This is a genomic window from Kineococcus sp. AC630, from assembly GCF_979255925.1.
In genome coordinates this window covers 217,632-240,367 of sequence record NZ_CEEDMJ010000005.1, presented here as the reverse complement: position 1 = coordinate 240,367, position 22,736 = coordinate 217,632, and the positions used below count along the sequence as shown (strand labels likewise).

General features: G+C 73.2%; 19 protein-coding genes and 1 tRNA gene. 17 read left to right on the top strand and 3 right to left on the bottom strand.

The features are described 5' to 3' along the window. The first annotated feature begins 32 nt into the window (after nucleotides 1-32). The 15 genes from AC0I8G_RS07755 (at nucleotide 33) to AC0I8G_RS07685 (ending at nucleotide 18,769) form a co-directional block, all read left to right on the top strand. On the top strand, nucleotides 33-1,910 hold the full coding sequence (locus tag AC0I8G_RS07755) for a LysM peptidoglycan-binding domain-containing protein (protein ID WP_471729397.1): 1,878 nt from the start codon (nucleotides 33-35) through the stop codon (nucleotides 1,908-1,910). A 124-nt stretch (nucleotides 1,911-2,034) separates the two neighbouring features. Further along, on the top strand, nucleotides 2,035-2,322 hold the full coding sequence (locus AC0I8G_RS07750) for a WXG100 family type VII secretion target (protein ID WP_471729396.1): 288 nt from the start codon (nucleotides 2,035-2,037) through the stop codon (nucleotides 2,320-2,322). A gap of 377 nt (nucleotides 2,323-2,699) precedes the next feature. Beyond that, complete coding sequence (locus tag AC0I8G_RS07745) at nucleotides 2,700-7,040, top strand: FtsK/SpoIIIE domain-containing protein (RefSeq protein WP_471729395.1); 4,341 nt, start codon at nucleotides 2,700-2,702, stop codon at nucleotides 7,038-7,040. Between the two features lie 4 nt (nucleotides 7,041-7,044). Beyond that, entirely contained in the window at nucleotides 7,045-8,001 is a 957-nt protein-coding gene (locus AC0I8G_RS07740; RefSeq protein WP_471729394.1) for a segregation and condensation protein A, read from the top strand. After that, entirely contained in the window at nucleotides 7,998-8,744 is a 747-nt protein-coding gene (scpB, locus tag AC0I8G_RS07735) for an SMC-Scp complex subunit ScpB (protein ID WP_471729393.1), read from the top strand. Before AC0I8G_RS07740 ends, scpB begins: the two co-directional genes overlap by 4 nt. Further along, entirely contained in the window at nucleotides 8,741-9,733 is a 993-nt protein-coding gene (locus tag AC0I8G_RS07730; protein WP_328295776.1) for a pseudouridine synthase, read from the top strand. Before scpB ends, AC0I8G_RS07730 begins: the two co-directional genes overlap by 4 nt. 35 nt (nucleotides 9,734-9,768) lie before the next feature. Continuing rightward, complete coding sequence (gene aroH, locus AC0I8G_RS07725; protein ID WP_380256042.1) at nucleotides 9,769-10,131, top strand: chorismate mutase; 363 nt, start codon at nucleotides 9,769-9,771, stop codon at nucleotides 10,129-10,131. Nucleotides 10,132-10,150: 19 nt separating this feature from the next. Next, nucleotides 10,151-11,263, top strand: a complete 1,113-nt coding sequence (locus tag AC0I8G_RS07720) for a prephenate dehydrogenase (protein WP_471729392.1) — start codon at nucleotides 10,151-10,153, stop codon at nucleotides 11,261-11,263. Between the two features lie 136 nt (nucleotides 11,264-11,399). Next, nucleotides 11,400-12,134 (top strand): (d)CMP kinase, encoded by a 735-nt coding sequence (cmk, locus tag AC0I8G_RS07715; protein WP_380256046.1) that lies wholly within the window; start codon nucleotides 11,400-11,402, stop codon nucleotides 12,132-12,134. After that, nucleotides 12,131-12,886: a lysophospholipid acyltransferase family protein gene (locus tag AC0I8G_RS07710; protein ID WP_471729391.1), complete on the top strand. Its 756-nt coding sequence runs from the start codon at nucleotides 12,131-12,133 to the stop codon at nucleotides 12,884-12,886. Before cmk ends, AC0I8G_RS07710 begins: the two co-directional genes overlap by 4 nt. After that, nucleotides 12,883-14,370, top strand: coding sequence for a ribosome biogenesis GTPase Der (der, locus tag AC0I8G_RS07705; protein ID WP_328295781.1), 1,488 nt, complete (start codon nucleotides 12,883-12,885; stop codon nucleotides 14,368-14,370). The genes AC0I8G_RS07710 and der overlap by 4 nt, the downstream gene beginning before the upstream one ends. A 58-nt stretch (nucleotides 14,371-14,428) precedes the next feature. Further along, nucleotides 14,429-14,505: transfer RNA gene (locus AC0I8G_RS07700), tRNA-Pro, on the top strand. A 717-nt stretch (nucleotides 14,506-15,222) separates the two neighbouring features. After that, the gene (locus tag AC0I8G_RS07695; protein WP_471729390.1) at nucleotides 15,223-15,909 is read left to right on the top strand and encodes a hypothetical protein; all 687 of its coding nucleotides are present in this window, start codon (nucleotides 15,223-15,225) and stop codon (nucleotides 15,907-15,909) included. A gap of 259 nt (nucleotides 15,910-16,168) precedes the next feature. Continuing rightward, nucleotides 16,169-16,855, top strand: a complete 687-nt coding sequence (locus AC0I8G_RS07690; protein ID WP_471729389.1) for a hypothetical protein — start codon at nucleotides 16,169-16,171, stop codon at nucleotides 16,853-16,855. Nucleotides 16,856-17,248: 393 nt separating this feature from the next. Further along, the gene (locus AC0I8G_RS07685; RefSeq protein WP_471729388.1) at nucleotides 17,249-18,769 is read left to right on the top strand and encodes an APC family permease; all 1,521 of its coding nucleotides are present in this window, start codon (nucleotides 17,249-17,251) and stop codon (nucleotides 18,767-18,769) included. Nucleotides 18,770-18,781: 12 nt separating this feature from the next. Here the strand turns inward: AC0I8G_RS07685 and AC0I8G_RS07680 are convergent, their stop codons facing one another. From AC0I8G_RS07680 to AC0I8G_RS07670, 3 genes are all read right to left on the bottom strand, one after another. Further along, nucleotides 18,782-19,357, bottom strand: coding sequence for a TetR/AcrR family transcriptional regulator (locus AC0I8G_RS07680; protein ID WP_471729387.1), 576 nt, complete (start codon nucleotides 19,355-19,357; stop codon nucleotides 18,782-18,784). Nucleotides 19,358-19,409: 52 nt separating this feature from the next. Next, entirely contained in the window at nucleotides 19,410-19,745 is a 336-nt protein-coding gene (locus tag AC0I8G_RS07675) for a YnfA family protein (RefSeq protein WP_380256058.1), read from the bottom strand. Nucleotides 19,746-19,816: 71 nt separating this feature from the next. Next, nucleotides 19,817-20,968 carry a glycerol dehydrogenase gene (locus AC0I8G_RS07670; RefSeq protein WP_471729386.1) on the bottom strand — a complete coding sequence of 384 codons (1,152 nt, stop codon included), beginning with the start codon at nucleotides 20,966-20,968 and terminating at the stop codon, nucleotides 19,817-19,819. A 127-nt stretch (nucleotides 20,969-21,095) separates the two neighbouring features. On the opposite strand from AC0I8G_RS07670, the gene AC0I8G_RS07665 reads away from it, so the two are divergent. Both AC0I8G_RS07665 and AC0I8G_RS07660 read left to right on the top strand, forming a co-directional pair. Then, nucleotides 21,096-21,974: an ABC transporter ATP-binding protein gene (locus AC0I8G_RS07665; RefSeq protein WP_471729385.1), complete on the top strand. Its 879-nt coding sequence runs from the start codon at nucleotides 21,096-21,098 to the stop codon at nucleotides 21,972-21,974. Beyond that, a complete protein-coding gene (locus AC0I8G_RS07660) occupies nucleotides 21,971-22,732 on the top strand; it encodes an ABC transporter permease (RefSeq protein ID WP_471729384.1) in 762 nt (253 codons plus the stop codon). Before AC0I8G_RS07665 ends, AC0I8G_RS07660 begins: the two co-directional genes overlap by 4 nt. The last annotated feature ends 4 nt before the right edge of the window (nucleotides 22,733-22,736 follow it).

Here is a 22,736-nt window from a genome sequence, read left to right as displayed (position 1 = left end):
TCCGAACGCCCCACCGAACCGAGGCGAGACCCGTGAGCACTGCCACCCCCACCCGGACGGCCCGGAACCCGACCCCCGCTCCGCACCGGTTGCCCCGTGCGCCGATGTCGCGGGCCGCACGCGTCGGCGAGGTCCTGCGCGGCCTCGGCGCCGCGCTCGTGCTGCTCGCCGTCCTGGTCGGCGTCCCCTTCGCCCTGGTGGAACTCGTCGGCAACCCGTTGCCCACGACCGCACCGACCCGCGCGTGGCTCGACGCGGAACTCAGCGCCGGGGCCGTGCTCGACGTCCTGGCCGTGGTGCTGTGGCTGGTCTGGGTCCACTTCGTCGTCTGCGTCCTCGCCGAGACCCGGGCCTGGATCGCCGGTGGACGCTCCGGGAAGGTGCCGGTGGGCGGGGCCAACCAGCTGCTCGCGCACCGTCTGGTGGCCGCGGTCCTCCTGCTGGCCTCGGGTGCGGTGTGGGTGCCCGGGACCGCCGCGGTCCTCGAGACCGTCCCGGTGGGTTCGACCGCCGCGGTCCAGGTCGTCGGTGTCGAGACGGGCGCCGCGAGGAGCGTGGTGACGGCCGGGGCCTCGCAGACCGCGCCCGCCGCTACCCCCGACCTCGGCTGGAGCGCCCGTTCCCGCGCGGAACCCGTGCTGTACGTCGTCCAGCCACCCGAGGGGCGATACCACGACTGCCTCTGGGACATCGCGGAACGAACGCTCGGCGACCCGATGCGCTACCACGAGATCTTCGCCCTCAACGCGGACCGGGTGCAGGCCGACGGGTCCCGCCTCGTCGACGCGGACCTGATCCGGCCCGGCTGGACGTTGCTGCTGCCGGCCGACGCGGTCGGTGCGACCGCGGTTCCGCTGAGCGCACCCGCACCCGGGGTTCCGGCCGCCGGGGTCGGGGCTCCGGTCGAGCACGCGAACTCGACCGCGGCGCAGGACGCCCAGGACGACCTGGTCTCCCGGGCCGCGCTCTCCGGCGGGTTGCTGCTCGCCGGCGTCGTCGTCGCGCTGCGACGGCCGGGAACCCCGGCAGCGGCCACGGCCGCCGATGCCCTCACCGCGACCTCCGACCCCGGTCGGGCCCGGTTCCTCGACCACGCGCTGCGCCGGCTGGCGCAGGACCGCGCGCAGGCGGGTCTGGCGTTGCCCGACGTCGTGGCCGCCCACCTCTCCGCCGACGAACTCGTGCTGCACCTCGGGGTGCGCGGTGAGGGTCCGGCAGCGGTTCCGCCGCGGCCGTGGACCGTCCTCGAGGGCGGTGCCTGGCGGGTGCTGCTGGCCGACCTGCCCGGCGCCACCGCCCTCGGCGTCACGGCTCCGGACGTTCCCGCGCCGTTCCCGACCCTGGTCGACGTGGCCGTGTCGGGGACGCACGAGATCCTGCTCGACCTGGAGAGCGCGCCGGGGATCGTGGCGATCGGTGGGCACCACGACACCGCCCGCGACGTCGTCGCGTCCATGGCCGTGGAACTCGCCGTGAACTCCTGGTCGGACGGGGTCGACGTCCACCTCGTGGGTTTCGGGGACGACCTGTCGGTCCTGGCGCCGGAGAACCTCCACCCGCACCCGCTGCTGGACGAGGTCCTCGACCGGCTCGAGCGGCACGGTTTCCGGGAGCCCGGTGCGGACCTCCTGGCGGGGCGGTCGGACCGGGCGGGGGACAGGCCGCGGCCCAGCGTCGTCGCGTTGTCCGGGCCGCCGACGGAGACCCAGGCGGACCGGCTGCAGGCTCTGGTGGGCGGTGGTCGGACCCCGGTGGCCGTGGTGTGCGTCGGCGACGTCCCCACCGCGAGCTGGCGCTTCGCCGTGACCGCCGAGGGAACCCTGGACCTCGGGGTCCTGGGTCTGGCCGGCCGGGCGCGCAGGCTCCCCCCGTCGGAGTACACCGCCTGGGCGGTTGCTCTGCGGGACTGAAGGATCCCCCGAACGGGGGTGTGGAAACCGAACCGGGCGACGCGCCGGGGTGCTCCACTTGAAACTCCTCGATCGACCGGTCGAGGTTCTCCGAGTTCCGAAGGACGGAAACACCATGGCGAACATGAACGTCACCTACGACGACATGCGTTCCGCGGCGAGCAACCTCGAGAGCGGCAAGGCGGAGATCGCCGACCGCCTCATGCGGTTGAAGTCGCTGGTCGACAGCCTCGTCTCCAGCGGCTACGTCACCGACCGCTCCTCGGTCGCGTTCAAGGACTCCTACGACGAGTTCAACACCGGCATCACCCAGGTCCTCGAAGGCCTGACCGGCATGTCGTCCTACCTGAACAGCGCGGCGCAGACGCTGTCCGATGCCGACAACCAGCTGGCCTCCAGCCTCGGCCGCTGACCCACCGCACGCCGGGCACCCTGGACGGGTGCCCGGCCGGGCGACCCGGACCGCCGACCGGAACCGGAGAGGGGTTCCCGTCCCCGGCCTGTGGGCCGACGTCGAGGGCCTCGACGCTCGGGCCGACCGCCTCGACGGTGTGACACCGGGAAGGGGTCCTGACGACGACATCTCGTCAGCAGGGCCTGCACGGTCCGTCCTTCGCGCTCGTCGACGCGCTGGTCGACGCGGACCACGAGGTCACCCACCCGGGTGCACACCCCGCTGCCGGCGGGTGACGACTTGCGGAGCCGTTGCGCCGCACGGGGGAGGGCCCTCGCACGGCCGGGCGCACCCGGTCACGCTGGAGGACCGCCGAGTTCTCGAGGAGCAGTCCCATGCGTCTGGCCGTCACGGTCGTCGACCCCCGCGAGGGGACCCGTCGTGACGTCGTCGTCGAGGCGGATCCGCGCACGCCGCTGGGTGACCTGACCTCCGCCCTGGGGACCCGCGGGGCCCGGCTCTTCCACGACGGCCGGGAACTGCTGCCCGAGACCCTGCTCGAGGACAGCGGCGTCCGCGAGGGTGCCGTCCTCAGCCTGCACGACGCCGGCGGGTGCGTTCCGGGGGAACCCGGCGGGCTCGTCGAACTCCGCGTCGTCGGGGGCCGGGGGGCGGGGGCGGTGCACCGGTTGGGGGTGGGGGAACACCTCGTCGGCCCCACGGGTCCGATCGTCGTCGCCGGTCGGGCGATCGTCCGCGTCGCGGTCGCGCCCACGGGTGCCGTCATGGTCTCGGCGGTCGAGGGCGACCCCCGGCTGGAGGTCGCGGAACTCACCGACCCGCGGTTGTGGGTCGCCGGCGACGTGCTCGACCTCGGTGGCGCGGTGCTCGGGATCGGGGTCCCCGCAGTCCCGGACGCCGTGCTGGAACCCACGGCGACCTCCGCCGACGACGTGGTGGGTCTCGACTACAACCGACCACCGCGGTTGCTGCCCCCGGACCTCACGACGAGGTTCCGGTTGCCGAACCCGCCCGGAGACCCGACCCGTCGTCCCTTCCCGGTGGTCGCCGCCCTCGTGCCGTTGTTCACGAGCGCGGCCATGGTCACCATGAGCCACAACTACTACTACCTCGTGATCGGTCTCCTGAGCCCGGTGGCGGTGGTGGCGAACGCGGTCGTGGACCGGCGCGCCGGACGCACCACCCACCGCGAGGTGCTCGCCCGCTACCGCCGGGAGAAGCTGGCGATCGAACGCGATGCCGCCGAGGCCCTCGTGGCCGAACGACGCGCCCGTCGCGCGACGTCCCCCGACCCGGCGGAGCTCCTGCTCACCGCGATCGGCCCGCGGGCCCGGCTGTGGGAACGTCGTCGCCGCGACGCGGACCACCTCGACGTCCGGCTGGGCCTCGCCGACCTGCCCTCCACCGTGGTCGTCGAGGACCCCGAGGAACTCGAGCACCGCCGTCAGGTCTGCGCCACCGCGCACCGGGTTCCGGTGACCGTCTCGTTGCGGGAGAACCCGGTCACCGGTGTCGCCGGAGCGGACGCCCGCGCCCTCGCCAGCCGGTGGCTGGTGCAGCTGGCCGTGCTGCAGAGTCCCCGCGACGTGTCGTTGCACGTCCTGACGACTCCCGGGGGCCTCGCCGAGTGGGACTGGCTCCGGTGGGTCCCGCACGCGCGTTCCGAGGCGGGCGGCGCGGCGTCGGTGTTCGTCGGCACGAGCACCGAGACCTGGGCCCGGCGCGTCGCGGAACTGGCGACGGTGCTCGAGGACCGTCGCCGGACGCTCGCCGAACCGGCCTCCGGGGCCCGGCTGGACGCGCCGGACCTCGTCGTCGTCCTGGACGGGGCCCGCCGGCTGCGGTCGTTGCCGGGGGTCGTCACGCTGCTGACCGAGGGACCCGCGCTGGGGATCCGCGTCATCTGCTGCGAGGGCGACCGCCGTTCACTGCCCGAGGAGTGCTCCGCCGTCGTCGAGGAACGCGCCGACGGGACCCTGCGCGTCGAACGGCAACGCCACGCCCCGGTCGGCGGGATCCTCGCCGACGTCCCCGCACCCGGGTGGGCGGGGCGGATCGCCCGGGCGATGGCCCCCGTCCGCGACGCCGGCGACGACGACTCCGGCGCCGGGCTGCCCGACCGGTCCCGGTTGCTCGACGTCCTGGACCTGGAACCTCCGACGCCGCAGGGCATCGCGGCGCGCTGGCTCCGGCGACCGGCGAGCACCACGGCCGTCGTCGGGGAATCCCTCGACGGGCCGTTCGGCATCGACCTGCGCGCCGACGGCCCGCACGGACTCATCGCCGGCACCACGGGTTCCGGCAAGTCCGAACTGCTGCAGACCATCGTCGCCTCCCTCGCCGTCGCCAACCGGCCGGACGCCATGACCTTCGTCCTCGTCGACTACAAGGGCGGCGCGGCGTTCAAGGACTGCGTCGACCTGCCGCACACCGTCGGGATGGTCACCGACCTCGACACCCACCTCGTGGGACGGGCCCTGACGTCGCTGGGGGCGGAACTCCACCGTCGCGAGCACCTGCTCGTCGAGGTCGGGGCGAAGGACCTCGAGGACCACGACGACCTGCGAGAAGCGCACCCAGACCGGGAGCTGCCCCGCATCCCGCGTCTGCTCATCGTCATCGACGAGTTCGCCTCCCTCGCCCGGGAACTTCCCGACTTCGTCACCGGCCTGGTGAACATCGCCCAGCGCGGCCGGTCGCTGGGGATCCACCTGTTGCTGGCGACCCAGCGCCCGACCGGTGTCGTGAGCGCCGAGATCCGGGCGAACACCAACCTGCGCATCGCGTTGCGGGTCACCGACGCGGGGGAGAGTTCCGACGTCCTCGACGCCCCGGACGCCGCCCGGATCGCCAAGGGAACACCGGGTCGGGCCTACGTGAAGCTCGGGCACGGTTCGCTCGTCCCGTTCCAGTCCGGACGCGTCGGCGGGCGGCGGCCGGGGGTCTCGCACGACACGGCGGTTCCCGCGCCGTGGTCGGCACCGCTGCGCCCCGAGGACCTCGGCCGCCCCGTCCCGCGCCGGCCGAAGGGTCCCGCCGCGAAGGACGACGCCGCCGAGACCGACCTGCGCCACCTCGTCGACGCCGTCCGCGGCGCGGCGCGCGAACTGCAGGTCCCGACCCCGCACAGCCCGTGGCTCCCCGCGCTGCCGGAACTCCTCACCGCCGGGGAACTCCCTGCCCCGAACCGACCTCTGGCCGCGAGCTTCGGCGTGGTCGACGTCCCCGAACGCCAACGCCGGGACCCGTTGGAGTTCGACCTCGCCACCGACGGCCACCTCTACGTGGTCGGCGCACCCCGCAGCGGACGCTCGCAGGTCCTGCGGACCCTCGCGGCCCGGCTGGCCGAGCAGGTGCCCACCGCGGACCTGCACCTGTACGGCCTCGACTGCGGAGGTGGCGCGCTGCTGGCCCTGGCCGGTCTCCCGCACACCGGGGCGATCGTCCAGCGCAGCGAGACCGACCGCGCGGTCCGGTTGCTGACCCGGTTGCGGGACGAGGTGCTGCGTCGCCAGGCGGGGCTCGGGGCGCTCGGCGTCGCCGACGTCGGCGAGCAACGGGCCGTCTCGCCGGACCCCTGGCCGCACCTGGTCCTGCTGCTGGACCGCTGGGAGGGTTTCCTCGGCGGGCTCGCCGAACTCGACGGCCAGGCGCCGCTCGAGCTCGTCACGATGCTGCTGCGCGAAGGAGCGGGTGTCGGCGTCCACCTGATCGTCGCGGGCGACCGGCAGCTGCTGACCGGACGCACCGGGACCCTCGTCGAGGACAAGCTGCTGCTGCGCCTCACGGACCGCGCGGACGCGACGATGGCCGGGCTCTCGGCCCGCCAGGTCCCCGAGGACATGGGGCCCGGGCGCCTGCTGCGCGCCGGTGCGGGCGCCGCCTCCGGCCAGGAGGCCCAGGTCGCCGTCCTCGGCGCCGACCCGTCCGGGCCGACCCAGGTCGCCGCGCTGGCCGAGCTGGGCGGCCGGCTCCGGGACCGCGACGGTGCCCTCCCGCGGGGGAGGCGGCCGTTCCGCCTGGACACCCTCCCCGCCCACCTCGACTACCCGCGCGCCCTGGAGCTCACCGAGACCGGCCCCGGGCGGCTCATCGCCCTCGTCGGCGTCGGCGGGGACGACCTCGCCGGACTCGGACCCGACCTGCTCGCGGGGGCGGGCACCGCGATCGTCGCCGGCCCCGCCCGGTCCGGGCGCAGCACCGTCCTGCTCACGATGGCGCGCTCGCTGCTGGACCAGGGCGCGGAGGTCGTCGTCGCCGTGCCCCGGCCCTCCCCGTTGCGCGACCTGGCGGGCCGGCCGGGGGTCCGGGCGGTGCTCACCGGCGACGACCTGACCGTCGAGGACCTCGAACCGGTGCTCGGCCCCGCGGCCGGACCCGCCGTCCTGCTCGTCGACGACGCCGAGCTGCTGAAGAACTGCGCGGCCGACTCCTGGCTCGCCGCCCTGGTGGCCCGCGCGGGCCGCGACGGGACGGGCGTCATCGTGGCGGGGGAGACCGCCGAGGTCGGCGCGGGCTTCTCCAACTGGCAGGTCCCGTTGCGCCGCAACCGGTGCGGGGTCCTCATCGCCCCGAACGACATCATGGCCGGTGACGTCGTGGGGGTGCGGGTCCCGCGCAGCGCGCTCGGAGCCCCGGCCCAGCCGGGCCGGGTCCTGCTGCACACGGGCGACGGCGAGCTGCGCACCGTCGCCGTCCCGCAGTCGGTAGCCTGACCGCGTGCCGGCCAGCCCCTCCCCGACGAGTCCCGGGACCTCCGAGCAGGTCCCCGGTGGCCCCGTCGTCGACGGCCCCGGGGTCGGGCAGGCTCCGTCGGTCGAGCCCGGCCGCGGGGGCTTCGCCGTCCACCTCGACAACTTCGACGGCCCCTTCGACCTGCTGCTCGGTCTGATCACCAAGCACCAGCTCGACGTCACCGAGGTGGCGATCGCCCGCGTCACCGACGACTTCATCGCCCACCTGCGCGAGGCCTCGAAGCAGGACGAGGGGTTCGACCTCGACGAGGCCAGCGAGTTCCTGCTCATCGCCGCGACCCTGCTCGACCTCAAGGCGGCCCGCCTGCTCCCCGCGGCCGACGTCGAGGACGCCGACGACCTCGCCCTGCTCGAGGCCCGCGACCTCCTCTTCGCCCGCCTGCTGCAGTACCGCGCCTACAAGCAGGTCGCCGCCCTGCTCGCGGAACGCTTCGCCGACGCCTCCCGCCGGGTACCGCGCGCCGTCGCGATGGAACCGCACTTCGAGAAGCTCCTGCCGGAACTCGTGCTCACCGTCAGTCCGGAGCAGTTCGCCGCGCTCGCCGCCCGCGCCCTCACCCCCAAGCCGATCGCCATGGTCGGCCTGGACCACCTGCACCAGTCCGCCGTGAGCGTCCGCGAGCAGGCGACCCTGATGGTGGACCGCCTGCGCCGCAGGGGAACCGTCACGTTCGCGGAACTCGTCGAGGACGCCGGGGAGGGGGAACTCGGCACGCTGGTCATCGTCGCGCGGTTCCTCGCCGTCCTGGAACTGTTCCGCGAGCGCCGGGTGCGCCTGGACCAGCCCGAGGCGCTGGGTGTGCTGACGGTGCGCTGGGACGCCCAGGCCGAGGCGAACCAGGGTGAGGCGGCGGCCGCGGTGCCCGCGGGGTTGGACGAGTTCGAGGGTGCTCCCGGCGCCCCGGGAGGGAACGGGTCGTGACCGGAGAAGTGCTCGACGAGGCGGCGCAGGACGACGGGGGTCGCCGGATCCGCGGTGCGCTCGAGGCCGTTCTGATGGTCGCCGACGAACCGGTGCAGTCGCGCGCGCTGGCCCGCGCGACGGGGGAGAACGCCGACGAGGTCGACCTGCTGCTGCGTGAACTGGCGGGGGAGTACGCCGAGCAGGGGCGCGGGTTCGAGCTGCGCGAGGTCGGCGGCGGGTGGCGGATGTACTCCCGGGCCGAGCACGCCGACGTCGTCGAGGCGTTCCTGCTGGACGGGCAGACCGCGAAGCTGACCCAGGCGGCGCTGGAGACGCTGGCGATCGTCGCCTACCGCCAGCCCGTCAGCCGCGCGCGGGTCTCTGCGGTGCGCGGCGTGAGCGTCGACGGGGTGATGCGGACGTTGCTGACCCGTGGTCTGGTCTGCGAGGCGGGGGTCGAGGTGTCCTCGCAGGCGACGCTGTACCGCACGACGGAGGAGTTCCTGCAGCGGATGGGGCTCGACAGCCTCGAGGACCTGCCGCCGCTGGCGCCCTTCCTGCCGGAGGAGGTGTCGATGGACGACCTCGAGCCGCGGGAGCTCCTGGCCGAGCCGATCCCGCAACCGATCCCTGAGCCGATCCTCGAGCCGGTTCCGAGCGCTCCCGATGTGCGCGACAATGGCGGGTCGGAGCCCGAGGCTCCCGCGGCCGGGCCGGAACCGGAATCGGCCGAACCCCAGCAGCAGGAGGACACACCATGAGCCCGAAGGCGCCCCGCAGCAGCGGTGGCCGAGGGCAGGGCCGCCCCCAGAGGTCGGACCGCCCCAGCACCGGAGGTCGCCCCTCCGGCAAGAGCGGCGGCCGGCCCCAGCAGGGCGGGCCGAAGGGGACCGGTGGGAAGGCCGCACCCGGCGCCCGCCGCGGTTCCGCGAAGCGGATGACGGACAACGTCAAGCCGGCGCCGCAGCCGCCGCGTCGTGGTCCGGGCCCGGTCAGGGCCCACCCCGGCACGGACGTCCACGACCCCGAGGGCGTGCGTCTGCAGAAGGTCCTCGCCCAGGCCGGGGCCGGGTCCCGCCGCGCCTGCGAGGAGATGATCACCGCGGGCCGCGTCACCGTCGACGGTGAGGTCGTCACCGAGCTCGGGGTCCGCATCGACCCGACGCGCCAGGTCGTGCACGTGGACGGCATGCGCTTCTCCATCGACGACGAGCTCGTCTACATCATGGTGAACAAGCCCAAGGGCGTCGTCTCCACCATGTACGACGAGGACGGCCGGCTGAACCTGGCCGACATGGTCGGTCCGCGCGAGGAACGGCTGTTCCACGTCGGCCGTCTCGACCTCGAGACCGAGGGCCTGATCCTGCTGACCAACGACGGGGCGCTGACCCACCGGTTGCAGCACCCCTCGTTCGGGGTGCAGAAGACCTACCTCGCCGAGGTCCGGGGTCCCGTCAAGCGTGACCTCGGGCGCAACCTGCGTGCCGGGATCGAGCTCGACGACGGCCCGGTGCAGGTCGACTCGTTCAAGCTGGTCGACTCCAAGCCGGGCTACGCGCTGGTCGAGGTGATCCTGCACGAGGGTCGCAAGCACATCGTGCGTCGTCTGCTGGAGGCCGAGGGCTACCCCGTCCTGAAGCTGGTGCGCGTGCAGATGGGCCCGATCGTCCTGGGTGACCTCAAGCCGGGCAAGAACCGCCGCCTGACCCGCGGTGAGGTCCAGCAGCTCATGGCGGTCGCGGGGCTGTGAGCGCTGCACAGTCCTGGACGGATACCCTGCCGCGCGTGTCGGTTCGGGCGGTTCGTGGTGCGGTGCAGGTGGACGTCGACGAGCGCGGGGAGGTGCTGTCGCGGACGAGGGACCTCGTCCAGGAGGTCGTCCAGGCCAACGACCTGACCCTCGACGACTTCATCAGCGTCATCTTCACCTCCACCGCCGACCTGGTCTCGGAGTTCCCCGCCGTCGCGGCGCGGGAGCTCGGGATGGGTGACGTGCCGCTGATGTGCGCGCGCGAGCTCGAGATCGCCGGGTCCATGCCCCGGGTGATCCGCCTGATGGCCCACGTCGAGACCACGCGGGCCCGCAGCGAGATCAAGCACGTCTACCTCAACGGTGCGCAGGCCCTGCGGCGCGACATCGCGCAGTGACCGGCCCGGTGGTCTCGACGTGACGCTCGACGCGGCCGCACCGGCCCGCACCCGGGGGACGGTGCGCGTGGTCGGCACCGGCCTGCTGGGCACCTCGGCCGCCCTCGCGCTGACCCTGCGCGGGGTGGACGTGGTCCTCGTCGACCCCTCGCCGACGGCGGTCGCGCTGGCCCGTGACCTGGGTGCCGGTCGCTTCCCCGTGGCGGGCGACGACCCGGCCCTGGTCCTCGTGGCCGCACCGCCCGACGTCGTCGCGGACGTCGTCGCGGCCGAGCTCGCGGCGTTCCCGCGAGCCGTCGTCACCGACGTCGCCAGCGTCAAGGGTGGACCCCTGGCCAGTCTCACCGCGGCGGGTGCGGACCTGCGTCGCTACGTCGGCAGCCACCCGATGGCGGGGCGGGAACGCTCCGGTGCGGTGTCCGCGCGGACGGACCTGTTCGCCGGCCGGCCCTGGGTGATCGCCGCGACCGGGGTCACCGACCCCGTCGCGGTGCGAGCCGTCCACGACCTCGCGATGGACTGCGGCGGGGTGCCCGTGACGATGGCCGCGGCCGAGCACGACGCGGCCGTGGCCGTCGTCTCGCACGCCCCCCAGGTCGCCGCGAGCCTCGTCGCCGGCCGCCTGCGCGACGCCTCCGAGACCGCCGTCGGGCTCGCCGGTCAGGGGTTGCGCGACGTCACCCGGATCGCCGGCAGCGACCCCACGCTGTGGGCGCAGATCCTGGCCGGCAACGCCGCCCCCGTGGCCGACGTGCTCGAGGACCTGCGCCGCGACCTCGACGACGTCGTCGGCGCGTTGCGGGCGCTCGCCCTCGACCCGACGGCTCCCGGCGCCCGTGGTCGCCTGGCCCGGGTGATCGCCGACGGGGGGTCGGGGCGCGACCGGATCCCGGGCAAGCACGGCAGCGCGCCGACGGCCTACACCACCGTCGTCGTGGTCGTTCCTGACCGTCCCGGGGCGTTGGGACGGTTGTTGACGGAGGTCGGCGAGGCGGGCGTGAACCTCGAGGACCTGCGGCTGGAGCACTCCGAGGGGCAGGCCGTGGCGCTGGCCTCCATCGACGTCCTCCCCGCGTCCGCCGACCCGCTCACCGAGGCCCTGCGGGCGCGCGGGTGGACGGTTCCCCGCTGAGCCCGGCCACGACGCCGGGCCGGCCGGCGACGATTCACGGCGGGGTGCCCGCGTCGACTAACCTCGACCGGTGTCCTCCTCGTCCGCTGCCAGTGGCCCCGTCGCGTCCGCAACCGTCCCCGACGAGGTGTCCGTGGTGAGCAGTTCCCTCGTCGTGGCCGTCGACGGCCCCTCCGGCAGCGGCAAGTCCAGCGTGAGCCGCGCCGCGGCCCGTGCGCTCGGCGTGGCGTTCCTGGACACCGGTGCGATGTACCGCGCGGTGACCTGGGCGGCGATGCGGGACGGGATCGACCTGGGCGACGCGGCCGCCGTCGCCACGCACGTGCGCAGCGTCGCCCTCTCGATGGGCACGGACCCCGCGGCGCCCACGGTCGCCGTCGTCGGCGCGGACGGGGCCGAGACCGACCTCACCGAGGCCGTGCGCTCCGCCGAGGTCACCGGCAACGTCAGCGCGGTCGCCTCGGTGCCCGACGTCCGCCACGACCTGGTCCTGCGTCAGCGCGCGCTCATCGAGTCCGCCTGCGTCGCACCGCTCGCCGGACGCAACGCGGGGGTCGTGGCCGAGGGTCGCGACATCACCACGGTCGTCGCCCCGGACGCGGACGTGCGGATCCTGCTGACCGCCGACGAGAGCGTGCGCCTGGCCCGCCGTGCGCAGCAGGACCTCGGGGCGGCCGACGAGGCCGCCGTCGCGGCGACCCGCCACGCCGTCGTCGAACGGGACCGCGTGGACTCCCGCACGACGGCCTTCACCTCTGCCGCCGACGGTGTCGTGACGCTCGACTCCACCCACCTCGACTTCGAGGGCACCGTCGCCGCCGTGCTCGAGGTCGTCGCGCGGGCCACCACGCCCTCCGGGGAGCGGCCGTGAACAAGGCTCCCGTGGGCGGTTCGCACCCCGACGCGCCGAGGCCCTGGACCCGGGCCGTCGGCACGCTCTTCGCCAAGGGCCTCTGGAACTCCAGGGTCATCGGCGCGGAGAACGTCCCGACGACCGGTCCGGTGCTCTTCGCCGCCAACCACGCCTCGATCATGGACGGCCCGTTGCTGTACGGCATCACGCCGCGGGCCGCGCACTTCCTCGTGAAGAAGGAGATGTTCGAGGGCTCCGCGCTCAACCGCTTCGTCGGCTGGTCGCTCCTGCAGGCCGGGCAGATCCCGATCGACCGGACCCGCGGCGACCGCGACGCGCTGCAGTCCGTGCTCGCCGTCCTCGCCGCGGGCGGCGCCGCCGGGGTGTTCCCCGAGGGCACCCGCGGTCGCGGTGACGCCGCGAGCGTGCGCAGCGGCATCGCGTGGATCGCGTTGCAGTCCGGCGCCCCCGTCGTGCCCGTCGCCTGCCTCGGTGCGCACCGGGCCGGCGAGAAACCCCGCTCGGTGCCCCCGCTGCGCCGCAAGCTCAGCTTCTGCTTCGGCGAACCCTTCACCGTGGTGAAGGACCCCGGCGTACCAGGGCGTGTCGCCCTGGCCGACGCCGTCGAGCAGGTCCGGGTCAAGCTGTCCAGCCACGTGCTGGACTCCTTGCAGCGCACCGGCATCCAACTACCCGAAGACCAGGACGGTGTCGACGAGCTGGGGCTCGGCGAGATGGCGTCCGACGACGTGCCAGGAGGCACCCGGTGAGCACCACCCCCGAGAACCCCGAAACTCCCGACGAGACCCAGGTTCCCGACGAGAACGTCGAACGCGCCCTGCGCGTCGGCCTCGACGACTACGACCTCTCGCCCGAGGACGTCGCCCTGCTGGAGTCCGACGGCTCCGACGACGGTGACGACGCCCCCACCGGCCCGCTGCCGGTGCTGGCCGTCGTCGGCCGGCCCAACGTCGGCAAGTCGACGCTGGTGAACCGCATCATCGGCCGCCGCGAGGCGGTCGTCGAGGACGTGCCCGGCGTCACCCGCGACCGCGTCGCCTACCCGGCGAACTGGGCCGGGCGCGACTTCACCCTCGTCGACACCGGCGGCTGGGAGGCCAAGGCCGAGGGCCTCAACCTCGCCGTCGCCGACCAGGCGGAGCTCGCGATCGAACTCGCCGACGCGGTGATGTTCGTCGTCGACGGGACCGTCGGCGCGACGGCCAGCGACGAGCAAGTCGTCCGCCTGCTGCGCAAGTCTGGTCGTCCCGTGACCCTCATCGCCAACAAGGTCGACGGCCCCCGCCAGGAGGCCGACGCGACGGAGCTCTGGGGCCTCGGCCTCGGTGAGCCGCACCCCGTCTCGGCGCTGCACGGCCGCGGCACGGGCGACGCCCTCGACGCCGCGGTGAAGACGCTGCCGGCGGTCTCCGCGGTCGGTGGCGGCTACCAGCTGGAGGGTGGCCCGCGGCGCGTCGCGCTGCTCGGACGTCCCAACGTCGGCAAGTCCTCGATGCTCAACAAGCTCGCCGGGTCCGACCGCGTGGTCGTGCACCCCACGGCCGGCACCACCCGCGACCCCGTCGACGAGCTCATCGAGCTCGGTGGACGCACCTGGCGCTTCGTCGACACCGCAGGCATCCGTCGTCGCGTGCACCTGACCAAGGGCGCCGACTTCTACGCCTCGCTGCGCACCCAGACCGCGCTGGAGAAGGCCGAGGTCGCGGTCGTCCTCGTCGACGCCAGCGAGCCGCTGGCCGAGCAGGACATCCGCGTCATCTCCACCGTCGTGGAGTCCGGGCGTGCCCTCGTCGTCGCCTACAACAAGTGGGACCTGACCGACGAGGAGCGCCGGCACTACCTCGAGCGCGAGATCGAGAAGGAACTCGTCCAGATCCCGTGGGCGCCCCGCGTGAACGTGTCGGCCTTCACCGGTCGGCACATGGAGCGTCTCGTCCCCGCGATCGACATCGCACTGGACTCGTGGGAGATGCGCATCCCGACCGGGCGTCTCAACGCGTTCCTCGGCTCGATCGTCGCCGCCCACCCGCACCCGGTGCGGGGCGGCAAGCAGCCGCGCATCCTCTTCGGGACCCAGGCCTCGACCAAGCCGCCGCGCTTCGTCATCTTCGCCAGCGGCTTCCTCGAGGCCGGGTACCGCCGGTTCATCGAGCGTCGTCTGCGCGAGGAGTTCGGCTTCGAGGGCACGCCGATCGAGGTCAGCGTCCGCGTGCGGGAGAAGCGCAAACGATGAGGTAGGGTTCTACCCGGCCCGCAAAGAACGGGGCTGGGTGGTCGCTCCTCGGAGCGATCGGGCTGTGGCGCAGCTTGGTAGCGCACTTGACTGGGGGTCAAGGGGTCGCAGGTTCAAATCCTGTCAGCCCGACCAGCGGAAACGCAGGTCAGAGCGGGTGTTCGTCTTCGGACGGGCACCCGCTTCGTCGTTCCGACCGCAACGAGACGCGGACCGTGAGGTTCACCAGCCGGCGGCCTGGTCGAGGCGGTCTGCGGCCTCCGTCGGTCGAGTTCCCGAGGTGTGCAGGCTGACGTCTTCCCGCCCGCCTCCCTCTGCGCGCGACGGAGCGTCGGGTGACCAGCGCGCCGAGGTTCCGGGTCACCAGCCCGTCCTCACCGCGATGTCGAGGGAGTCCCGAGGGCGCGGTGCCCGGTGGGCAGGGCCGGCCCGACAGGAACGCAGTGCGCTTGACGACGATCAGCGTCTCGACGTCGGCCGGAGGCTCGACGCCCTCTTCCTGCCCGACAGCGGGACGAGGTGCTTCGTCGACGTCCCGCGTCCAGGTCTCAGGTGGGCCTCGCTCGACCACTCGCCCCGCGCTCGGTCACTCCCGCACTCTGCTGCGCCGAAGTCGATCCAGCTCCTCGGCTTCCACCGCAGGAACTCCTCGGCGAGACGGGAACGAACAGGAGGCCGTGGCCGGACGAACGCCCCGGGGCAGGGCCGACGGACACCGAGGCGGGGAGCCGGCAGTGGAAGCGAGCTGCTGGCGAATGCCCTGGCTGACCACAGGAGCACCACAGGCTCGACATCGATACATGGATCGAGGCGGGCCGGGACCGACCCGGCCACCCCGACGTGAGGAACACCATGAAGATCAGCAAGAGGTCCGTGGCGGCAGGCACCATCGGCGCAGTGGCCGCCAGTGGACTCGGGTTGGTGCTGCTGGGTGCCCCATCGGCCCTGGCCGCCGCCACCACCGACAGCTCCGGAACCAGCGCGAGCTCCGGCACCGACAGCCGCCTGCAGGCGATCGAGGACGCTCTCGCCGGACTGGTCACCGGTGGAACCCTGACGCAGTCCCAGGCCGACGAGGTCGCCACCACGTTGGACTCCTCCGACGCCCTGCGCGGCGGTGGTCGTGCTGGGCACGGCGGTGGCCGCGTCGTGGACCTGGACACCGCTGCCACCACGATCGGTCTCAGCACCGACGACCTGCGCACCGCTCTGCAGGCCGACGGCGCCACCCTGGTGACCGTCGCGAGCGACCACGACGTCACCGAGCAGATGCTCGTCGACGCCTTGGTGGCCGCGGCCAAGACCCACCTCGCCGAGGAGGTCACCGAGGGCGACCTGACCCAGGCCGAGGCCGACGAACGGATCGCCGCCCTGCCCACCACGGTGAAGCAGGCCGTGGAGTCCACCTTCGCCGGCCGCGGCGGCCACGACGACACCGACAGCACCGGAACGACCGGCACCGGAACGTCGAGCAGTTCCTCGAGCAGCTCCTCGAGCAACACCAGCCACACCACCACGGCCAAGGCCGTGTCGGTGTGAGGTAGCAGCTGGGCCCAGCCCAGACCGCGAGGACCCACCGCTTCTCCTCCTCCCGAGGCGGTGGGTCCTCGCCGGCGTCCCGACTCGAGCTCAGCGGATGCTGTTCCGGAGAGCCACTCAGCTCACACCAGCGGACAGCGCTGATCGCTCACCGGCGACGCTCAACGCCTCGTGGAGGCGGACGCCGCAGATCCTGCGAACACCCGCAGCCGGCGATGTCGACCCCAGTGGAGAGAGAATCCAGAGAGGACCTGCGGTCATGGGACACGAGCACGACTTCACGACAGGTCACCACGGCGAGGGGATCCCGGCCGCCTGGGGAGCATTCGGACTGATCGCGTCCCTTCTCGTCCTCAGCATCGTGCTGGCTCGCAACGCCGTGGTCAGAGCGCGTCTCCTGGCGTTCTGGGAGCTGGTGCGCCAGCATCCGGCCGTCACGGCCGTCTGGGGGAACGAGCGCCCTGCCGGTCAGCCCGTCACCGACGAGGGGAGAACGCTCGCTCCGGCTCCCAGCGCCTCGGCACCCGTCACCGCCGACCCTCGGCGGCTCGATCCCGTCGTCATCGCTCCGTTCCCGCCGGAGTTGCGCGAAGTTCTGCTGCGCACCGATGAGCTCGCCGCGGGATTGACCGTTCCCGCGGCCGAGGGGACCTGGCCGGGTCGGGCACTGGCTGAACACCGCTTGGAGACGGTCAGGGTCGCACTGGTCGACCTGGTCGACACCTTCGTGCAGATCCCTCCTGATCTCGCGGTCCAGCCTGCGGCCTGCACCGGTACCTCACCGCTGGAGGATGCGCTGGCCGCTGCCGGCCTGTTGGAGCAGGAGAGCAGAGACCTGCGCAACGATCTCCTGGCTGAGGTGGCCGCCGAGCTGAGGCGACAACGTGCGTTCCTGGCCGACAAGTACGGACCCTCGGAGGAGTCGTCAACGCTCCACCTGCCCTGACGGGCGCCGACCGTCCGCGGTCGGGAAGGACGCGGGATCGCGTGTGCGTCGGCTTTCTCCGCGGAGCCCTGGGCCGGTGGCGGAGCGGCTCAGGGGCGGGCCAGCCCGCCCACGACGAGCCCCGTGCCCTGCAGGTCGTGTCACTACCCCGCTGCGGGCGCGAACCCCGCACACACGCCGGAGGGGTCGAGGGGTAGCAGGTTCGAACCCTGTCAGCCCGACCAGCGGAAACGCAGGTCAGAGCGGGTGCCCGTCGTCGGACGGGCACCCGCTTCGTCGTTCCCGGGGTCTCCCTCCGGGCAGCGGCCGGCCACGGGGCGAACGGGTGGGTCCGAAACCTGCCGGAAACACGCTTGGGCCACACTGCGCTCCACCCTCGAGCATCGGAGCACAGTGACCCACGAACGACGCGGCGGCCCGGACCTGTCGGACCCGCTGGACCCGGTGCACGGCGTCCAGAAGAGCCGCCTGGTGAAGACGTTGCGACGCGGCGACATCGTCCTCTTCATCGTCGCCGCCGTGATCAGCGCGGACAGCATCGCCGTCCTGGCCGCCGGCGGACCCGAGGGTCTGGTGTGGTCGGCGTTCATCGGCATCGCCTTCCTCGTCCCGTCGGCCTTCGTCTTCGCCGAGACCTCCTCGACCTACCCGGAGGAGGGCGGCCCGTACCAGTGGGTGCGCCGGGCCTTCGGCCGGACCTGGGCCTCGATCGCGGTGATGCTCTACTGGATCACCAACCCGATCTGGCTCGGGGGATCGCTGGCCTTCATCGCCGGGTCGGTGTGGGCGGAGTACGTCACCCCGACCTCTGCGCTCGGTGACTTCGTCGTGAAGCTCGCCTTCGTCTGGGTCGCGATCCTGCTGGCCATCGTCAGCCTCAAGCGCGGCAAGCTCCTCATCAACGCCGGCGCCTACGCGAAGCTCTTCGTCCTGCTGAGCCTGACCGTCACGGCCCTCGTCCACGTCGCGCAGGTGGGCTCGGCCGGGATCGACTGGTCGAGCGCGCGCCCCACGGCCGCCGGGTTCCTCCTCATCGTGCCCGTGGCCCTCTTCGCCTTCGTCGGCTTCGAGGCGCCGAGCGCCGCCTCCGAGGAGATGCACGACGCGCAGAAGGACACGCCCGTCGCCATCGCCCGCGGTGCGGGAATCACGCTCATCGCCTACCTCGCCCCGGTGCTGGCGATCATCCTGGTCACCCCGGCCGACCGCACGGCCGACTCCGGAGTCATGCAGGCCATCGAGGAGAGCTACGCGGTGTTCGGGCCCGCCTCGGGGTTCCTGCTCACCGTGACGGGGCTGGCCTTCGTCTACGCGCTGCTGACCCAGGGCAGCGCCTGGATGATCGCCACCGACCGGATGCAGGCCGTGGCCGCGGGCGACGGCGCCTTCTTCACGACCGGGCTGGGCGAGTTCTCCCGACGCCTCGGCACCCCGGTCCGGATGAACCTGCTCTCCGGCTGCGTCGGGACGGTCTTCCTCGCCGCGGCCACGCTCCTGGTCCACGGGACGGCCGCCGCGGTGTTCGGGGTGGTGCTCACCCAGGCGGTGTCGACGCTGCTCATCAGCTACGTCATCATCCTGCCCGCGATGATGTGGTTGCGGCACAAGCACGACGTCCCGCGTCCCTACCAGGTCCCCGGCGGCCTCCGGGGCTACACCGTCCTGCTGACGATCATGTACGCCTTCGTGCTGCTCGGCTCCGTGGCGGCGATCGTCCCGGGCGTCCTGGAGGGCTGGCTGGGGCTCGACTACGACTTCCTCGACGAGTGGGGGGTCAGCCGGGGCAGCTTCGAGGTGTTCACCGTGGGCACCCTCGTCGTCGTGATCGTCGCGGCGCTCGTGGGTCGGGTCGTCGGCGGCGCCCGCGACGAACCTGCCGTGCCCGTCGCGGAACCGGAAGCGTCCCGCCGGTAGGGGCCGAGCGCCTCAGGCGGGGTGGTCGGGGCTCAGCGGCCACCACGGCGGCACGAGCAGGGCGAAGTCGTCGAGGAACGCCTCCGGGTCGCGGGGGGCTTCGCCCGCGAGCCACACCGAGACCGCGCCGACCGTGCCGTCAGCCACGAAACGGGCCACGAGTTCCGGGTCGGCGACGGGGGAACGGACCGCCCCGCGCTCGACGAGGAGGCGGATGGAGGCGCGGAAGTGCTCGCTGAGCAGGGAGCGCAGCGACGCGTCCGCGGCGCTCGCGAGACTGCGCAGGTAGACGTCGCGGTGGCTCTCGAGGTGGTGCAGCACCGCCAGCGTGGTGTCGCGGACGGCGACGTCCCACGCGCGCTCGTGCGCCCCGCCCAGGAAGCGTTCGCGGGCCTCGTCCAGCTCGCCGCGCAGCACCGCGCGGAGCAGGCCGGAGGGGGAGTCGCTGTGCTCGTAGAACGTGGACCGGTGCACCCCCGCGGTGCGGGCGATCTCCGCGACGGACAGGGTCTCCGGGTTCTTGACCGCGGCCAGTTCGAGCACCGCGGCCGAAAGGCGCTCGAAACTGCGCCGAGCTCGAGCGTCCACCACCCGACCCTACCGTTCGACGTGCGCGACGGGTGTCGGCGTCCGGGAGCCGCTACGACGGGCGCGGGGCGTACATGATCAGGCCCACGCCGACGAGGCAGACCAGTGCCCCGGCGACGTCGAAGCGGTCCGGGCGGTACCCGTCGACGAGCGCGCCCCAGAGCAGCGAGCCGGCCACGAACACCCCGCCGTAGGCGGCGAGGACGCGTCCGAACTGCGCGTCCGGCTGCAACGTCGCGGCGAACCCGTAGAGACCGAGGGCGATGACCCCCGCGCCGATCCAGGCGATCCCGCGGTGCTCGCGCACCCCCTGCCAGACCAGCCACGCACCGCCGATCTCGAGCAGGGCGGCGAGCACGAACAGGGAGATCGAGCGCAGGGCGTCCACGGGGCGGAACCTACCCGCGAACGCGCAACGGGACCGCTGCGGTGAGCGGTCCCGTTGCGCTGCGGACGTTCTCAGTGCCCGGCGACGTACTTCACCGGCGCGGGCAGGCCGGCTTCGGCGCGGACCCGCGTCGCGAAACCCTCGATCGAACGCAGGGCCGAGACGACGTCGGCGGGACGCACCGCGAACGGCATCGAGTGGATGGTCTCGCTCGGGACCGTCGCGGCCTGCGCGACCGCGGTGAGGGTGTCGACGTCGTCGACGCCGAGCCCGATCTCGGTGAGCGTGTTCGGCAGACCGACGCGGGTCGTGAACTCGACGAAGTCGCGGATCTCGGACGTGGGCGCACCCTCGAGGACGAGCTGGGCGAGCGACCCGATGTTGACCTTCTGCCCGTGCGCGAGGCCGTGCGCCTGCGGGGCGGCGGTCAGGCCGTTGTGGATGGCGTGCGCCGCGGCGAGCCCACCGGACTCGAAGCCGAGGCCCGAGAGCAGCGTGTTGGCCTCGATGACCTTCTCCACGGCCGGGGTGACGAGGTGGTCGCGCACGGCGTCGAGGGCGGGGAGGGCGTTCTCCCACAGGATGTCCCACGACAACCGGGCGAGCGCGGTGCCGGCCTGGGTGGGCAGTCCGCCGGCCATCGTCGCCGACCCGGACTTCGCGGTCGCGCGGGCCTCGAGCCACGTCGCGAGCGCGTCGCCCACGCCGGCGGCGAGCAGCTTCACGGGCGCGTTGGCGACGACCTGGGAGTCGATGAGGACGAGGTCGGGGTTGCGCGGGAAGAAGCGGTACTCCAGGAAGGCGCCCTCGTCGGTGTAGACGACGGCCAGCGCGGAGGTGGGGGCGTCGGTCGAGGCGACGGTGGGCACGCTGGCCCAGCGGATCCCGGCGAGGTGGCCGGCGGACTTCACGGCGTCGATGGTGGAGCCGCCGCCGAGGCCGACGAGGACGTCCGCCCCGGTGTCCGCCACTACCTGGACGAGGCGGTCGATGGTCCCGACCGTGGCCAGGCCGGAGAACACGTCGCGGTGCACGGGCAGCCCGGCGCCCCGCAGCGACGCCTCGACGTCGTGGCCGACAAAGCCCCAGACGACGTCGTCGGCGACGAGGACCGGGTTCTCGCCGACGGCGGCGAGGTACTCGCCGACCTTGGCGATGGCTCCCGGGCCCTGGACGTAGCGACCGGGGCTCATGACGGTGCGGATGGTGGTCTCGGCAGGCATGCCGACTCCTTCGACGATCGTCCTTCGTGGATGTTTCGTTCGCGAAGGAGCCTAGACCTCCTCCAAGCTTCAACCATCCGGGGGGTTCGCCGTCGGTCGCGGCCCGGCTCGTGAGTAGGGTCACCCCATGTTCTGCGAGCAGCCGTCCGAGGCCTCCGCCACGGCAGAGCTGCCGCCCTTCGTGGAGGTCCAGGACGCCTGCAAGACGTACCCGACCCGCGAGGGTGTCGTCCACGCCCTCGACCACGTCGCCCTGCAGGTACCGCGGGGACGCTTCGTCAGCGTCATCGGCCCCTCCGGCTGCGGGAAGTCGACGCTGCTGCGGATGATCGCCGGCCTCGAGCAGCCCGACAGCGGATCGGTCCGGATCTGCGGGCGCAGCGCCGCCGAGGCGGGGGCGGACAAGATGATCGGCTTCGTCCCGCAGGTGCCCGCGCTGCTGCCCTGGCTCGACGTCCTCGGCAACGTCCAGGTCCTGGACAAGGTGAACCGTGCGGGCACGGCGCGCCGTCGCCGCAGCACGCCCAGCACTCCCGGCGCGCCCGGACTGGCCTCCGACCCGGTGGCCCTGCTCACCCGCCTCGGCCTCGGTGACGTCCTGCACCGCAAGCCCCGGGCGCTCTCGGGGGGCATGCAGCAGCGGACGGCCATCGCCCGCGCCTTCGCCCTCCAGCCCGACGTGCTGCTGATGGACGAACCGTTCTCGGCCCTCGACGAGTTCACCCGCGAGGCCGCCCAGCTGCAACTGCTCGACGTGTGGCAGGAACTGCGGACGACGGTCGTCTTCGTCACCCACTCCATCGCGGAGGCCGTCCTGCTCTCCGACACCGTCGTCGTGATGGCCGCCCGGCCGGGACGCATCGCGGGCGTCGTCGAGATCGGGCTGGACCGGCCCCGCCACCACGGGTTGCTCGACTCCGCCGGCATGCACGAGCACGAGCACCGGATCCGCCAGGTCCTCGAGACCGCCTGGAACCCCCTCGACCCCTCCCAGGACGTCGCGTGAGGATCCTGCACCCCCGGTTCTGGCTCCCGACGGTGCTGGCGCTGGTCGTCGTCGCGCTGCTCTGGAGCTGGGTCGCGCAGGAGAACCCCTACGTCCTGCCGACGTTGTCGAGCGTGGGGCAGCAGTTCCGCGAGGACCCGAACCTCTACCTGAGCAACGCGGGGACGACGTTGCAGGAGGCCCTGGTCGGCCTGGTGCTCGGGACGGTCGGCGCGGTCGTGCTCGCCGTGCTGGTCGCCGAGTCACGGATCCTCTGGCGGGCGTCGATGCCGTTGGCGGTGATCCTCAGCGTCACCCCCGTCGTCGCGATCGCCCCGGCGCTCGTCGTCGCGTTCGGGTTCGGCATGACGCCCAAGTACATCGTGACCGGTCTCATCACGTTCTTCCCCGTCCTGATGAACACCGTCACGGGGTTGCGCTCCGTCGACCGGCACGTGCTCCAGGTCTTCCGGACGGTGAACGCGTCCCGCCTCGACGTCCTGGTCCGGTTGCGCTTCCCCAGCGCGTTGCCGTACCTGTTCACCGCCCTGCGGGTGGTGTTCCCGCTCTCGCTGGTGGGGGCCATCGTCGCGGAGTTCTCCGCCGCCGGGGCGAAGTCCGGGTTGGGCACGCTCATCAGCGTCGCGAGTTCGAACTCGCAGCTGGACCGGGTGTTCGCCGCCATCGCCTGTCTCGCCGCGATGGGTTCGCTGTTGTTGCTGGTCGTCACCACCGTCGAACGTCGTGCCCTGGCCTGGCACGAGTCGCAGTCCCGCTGAGAAC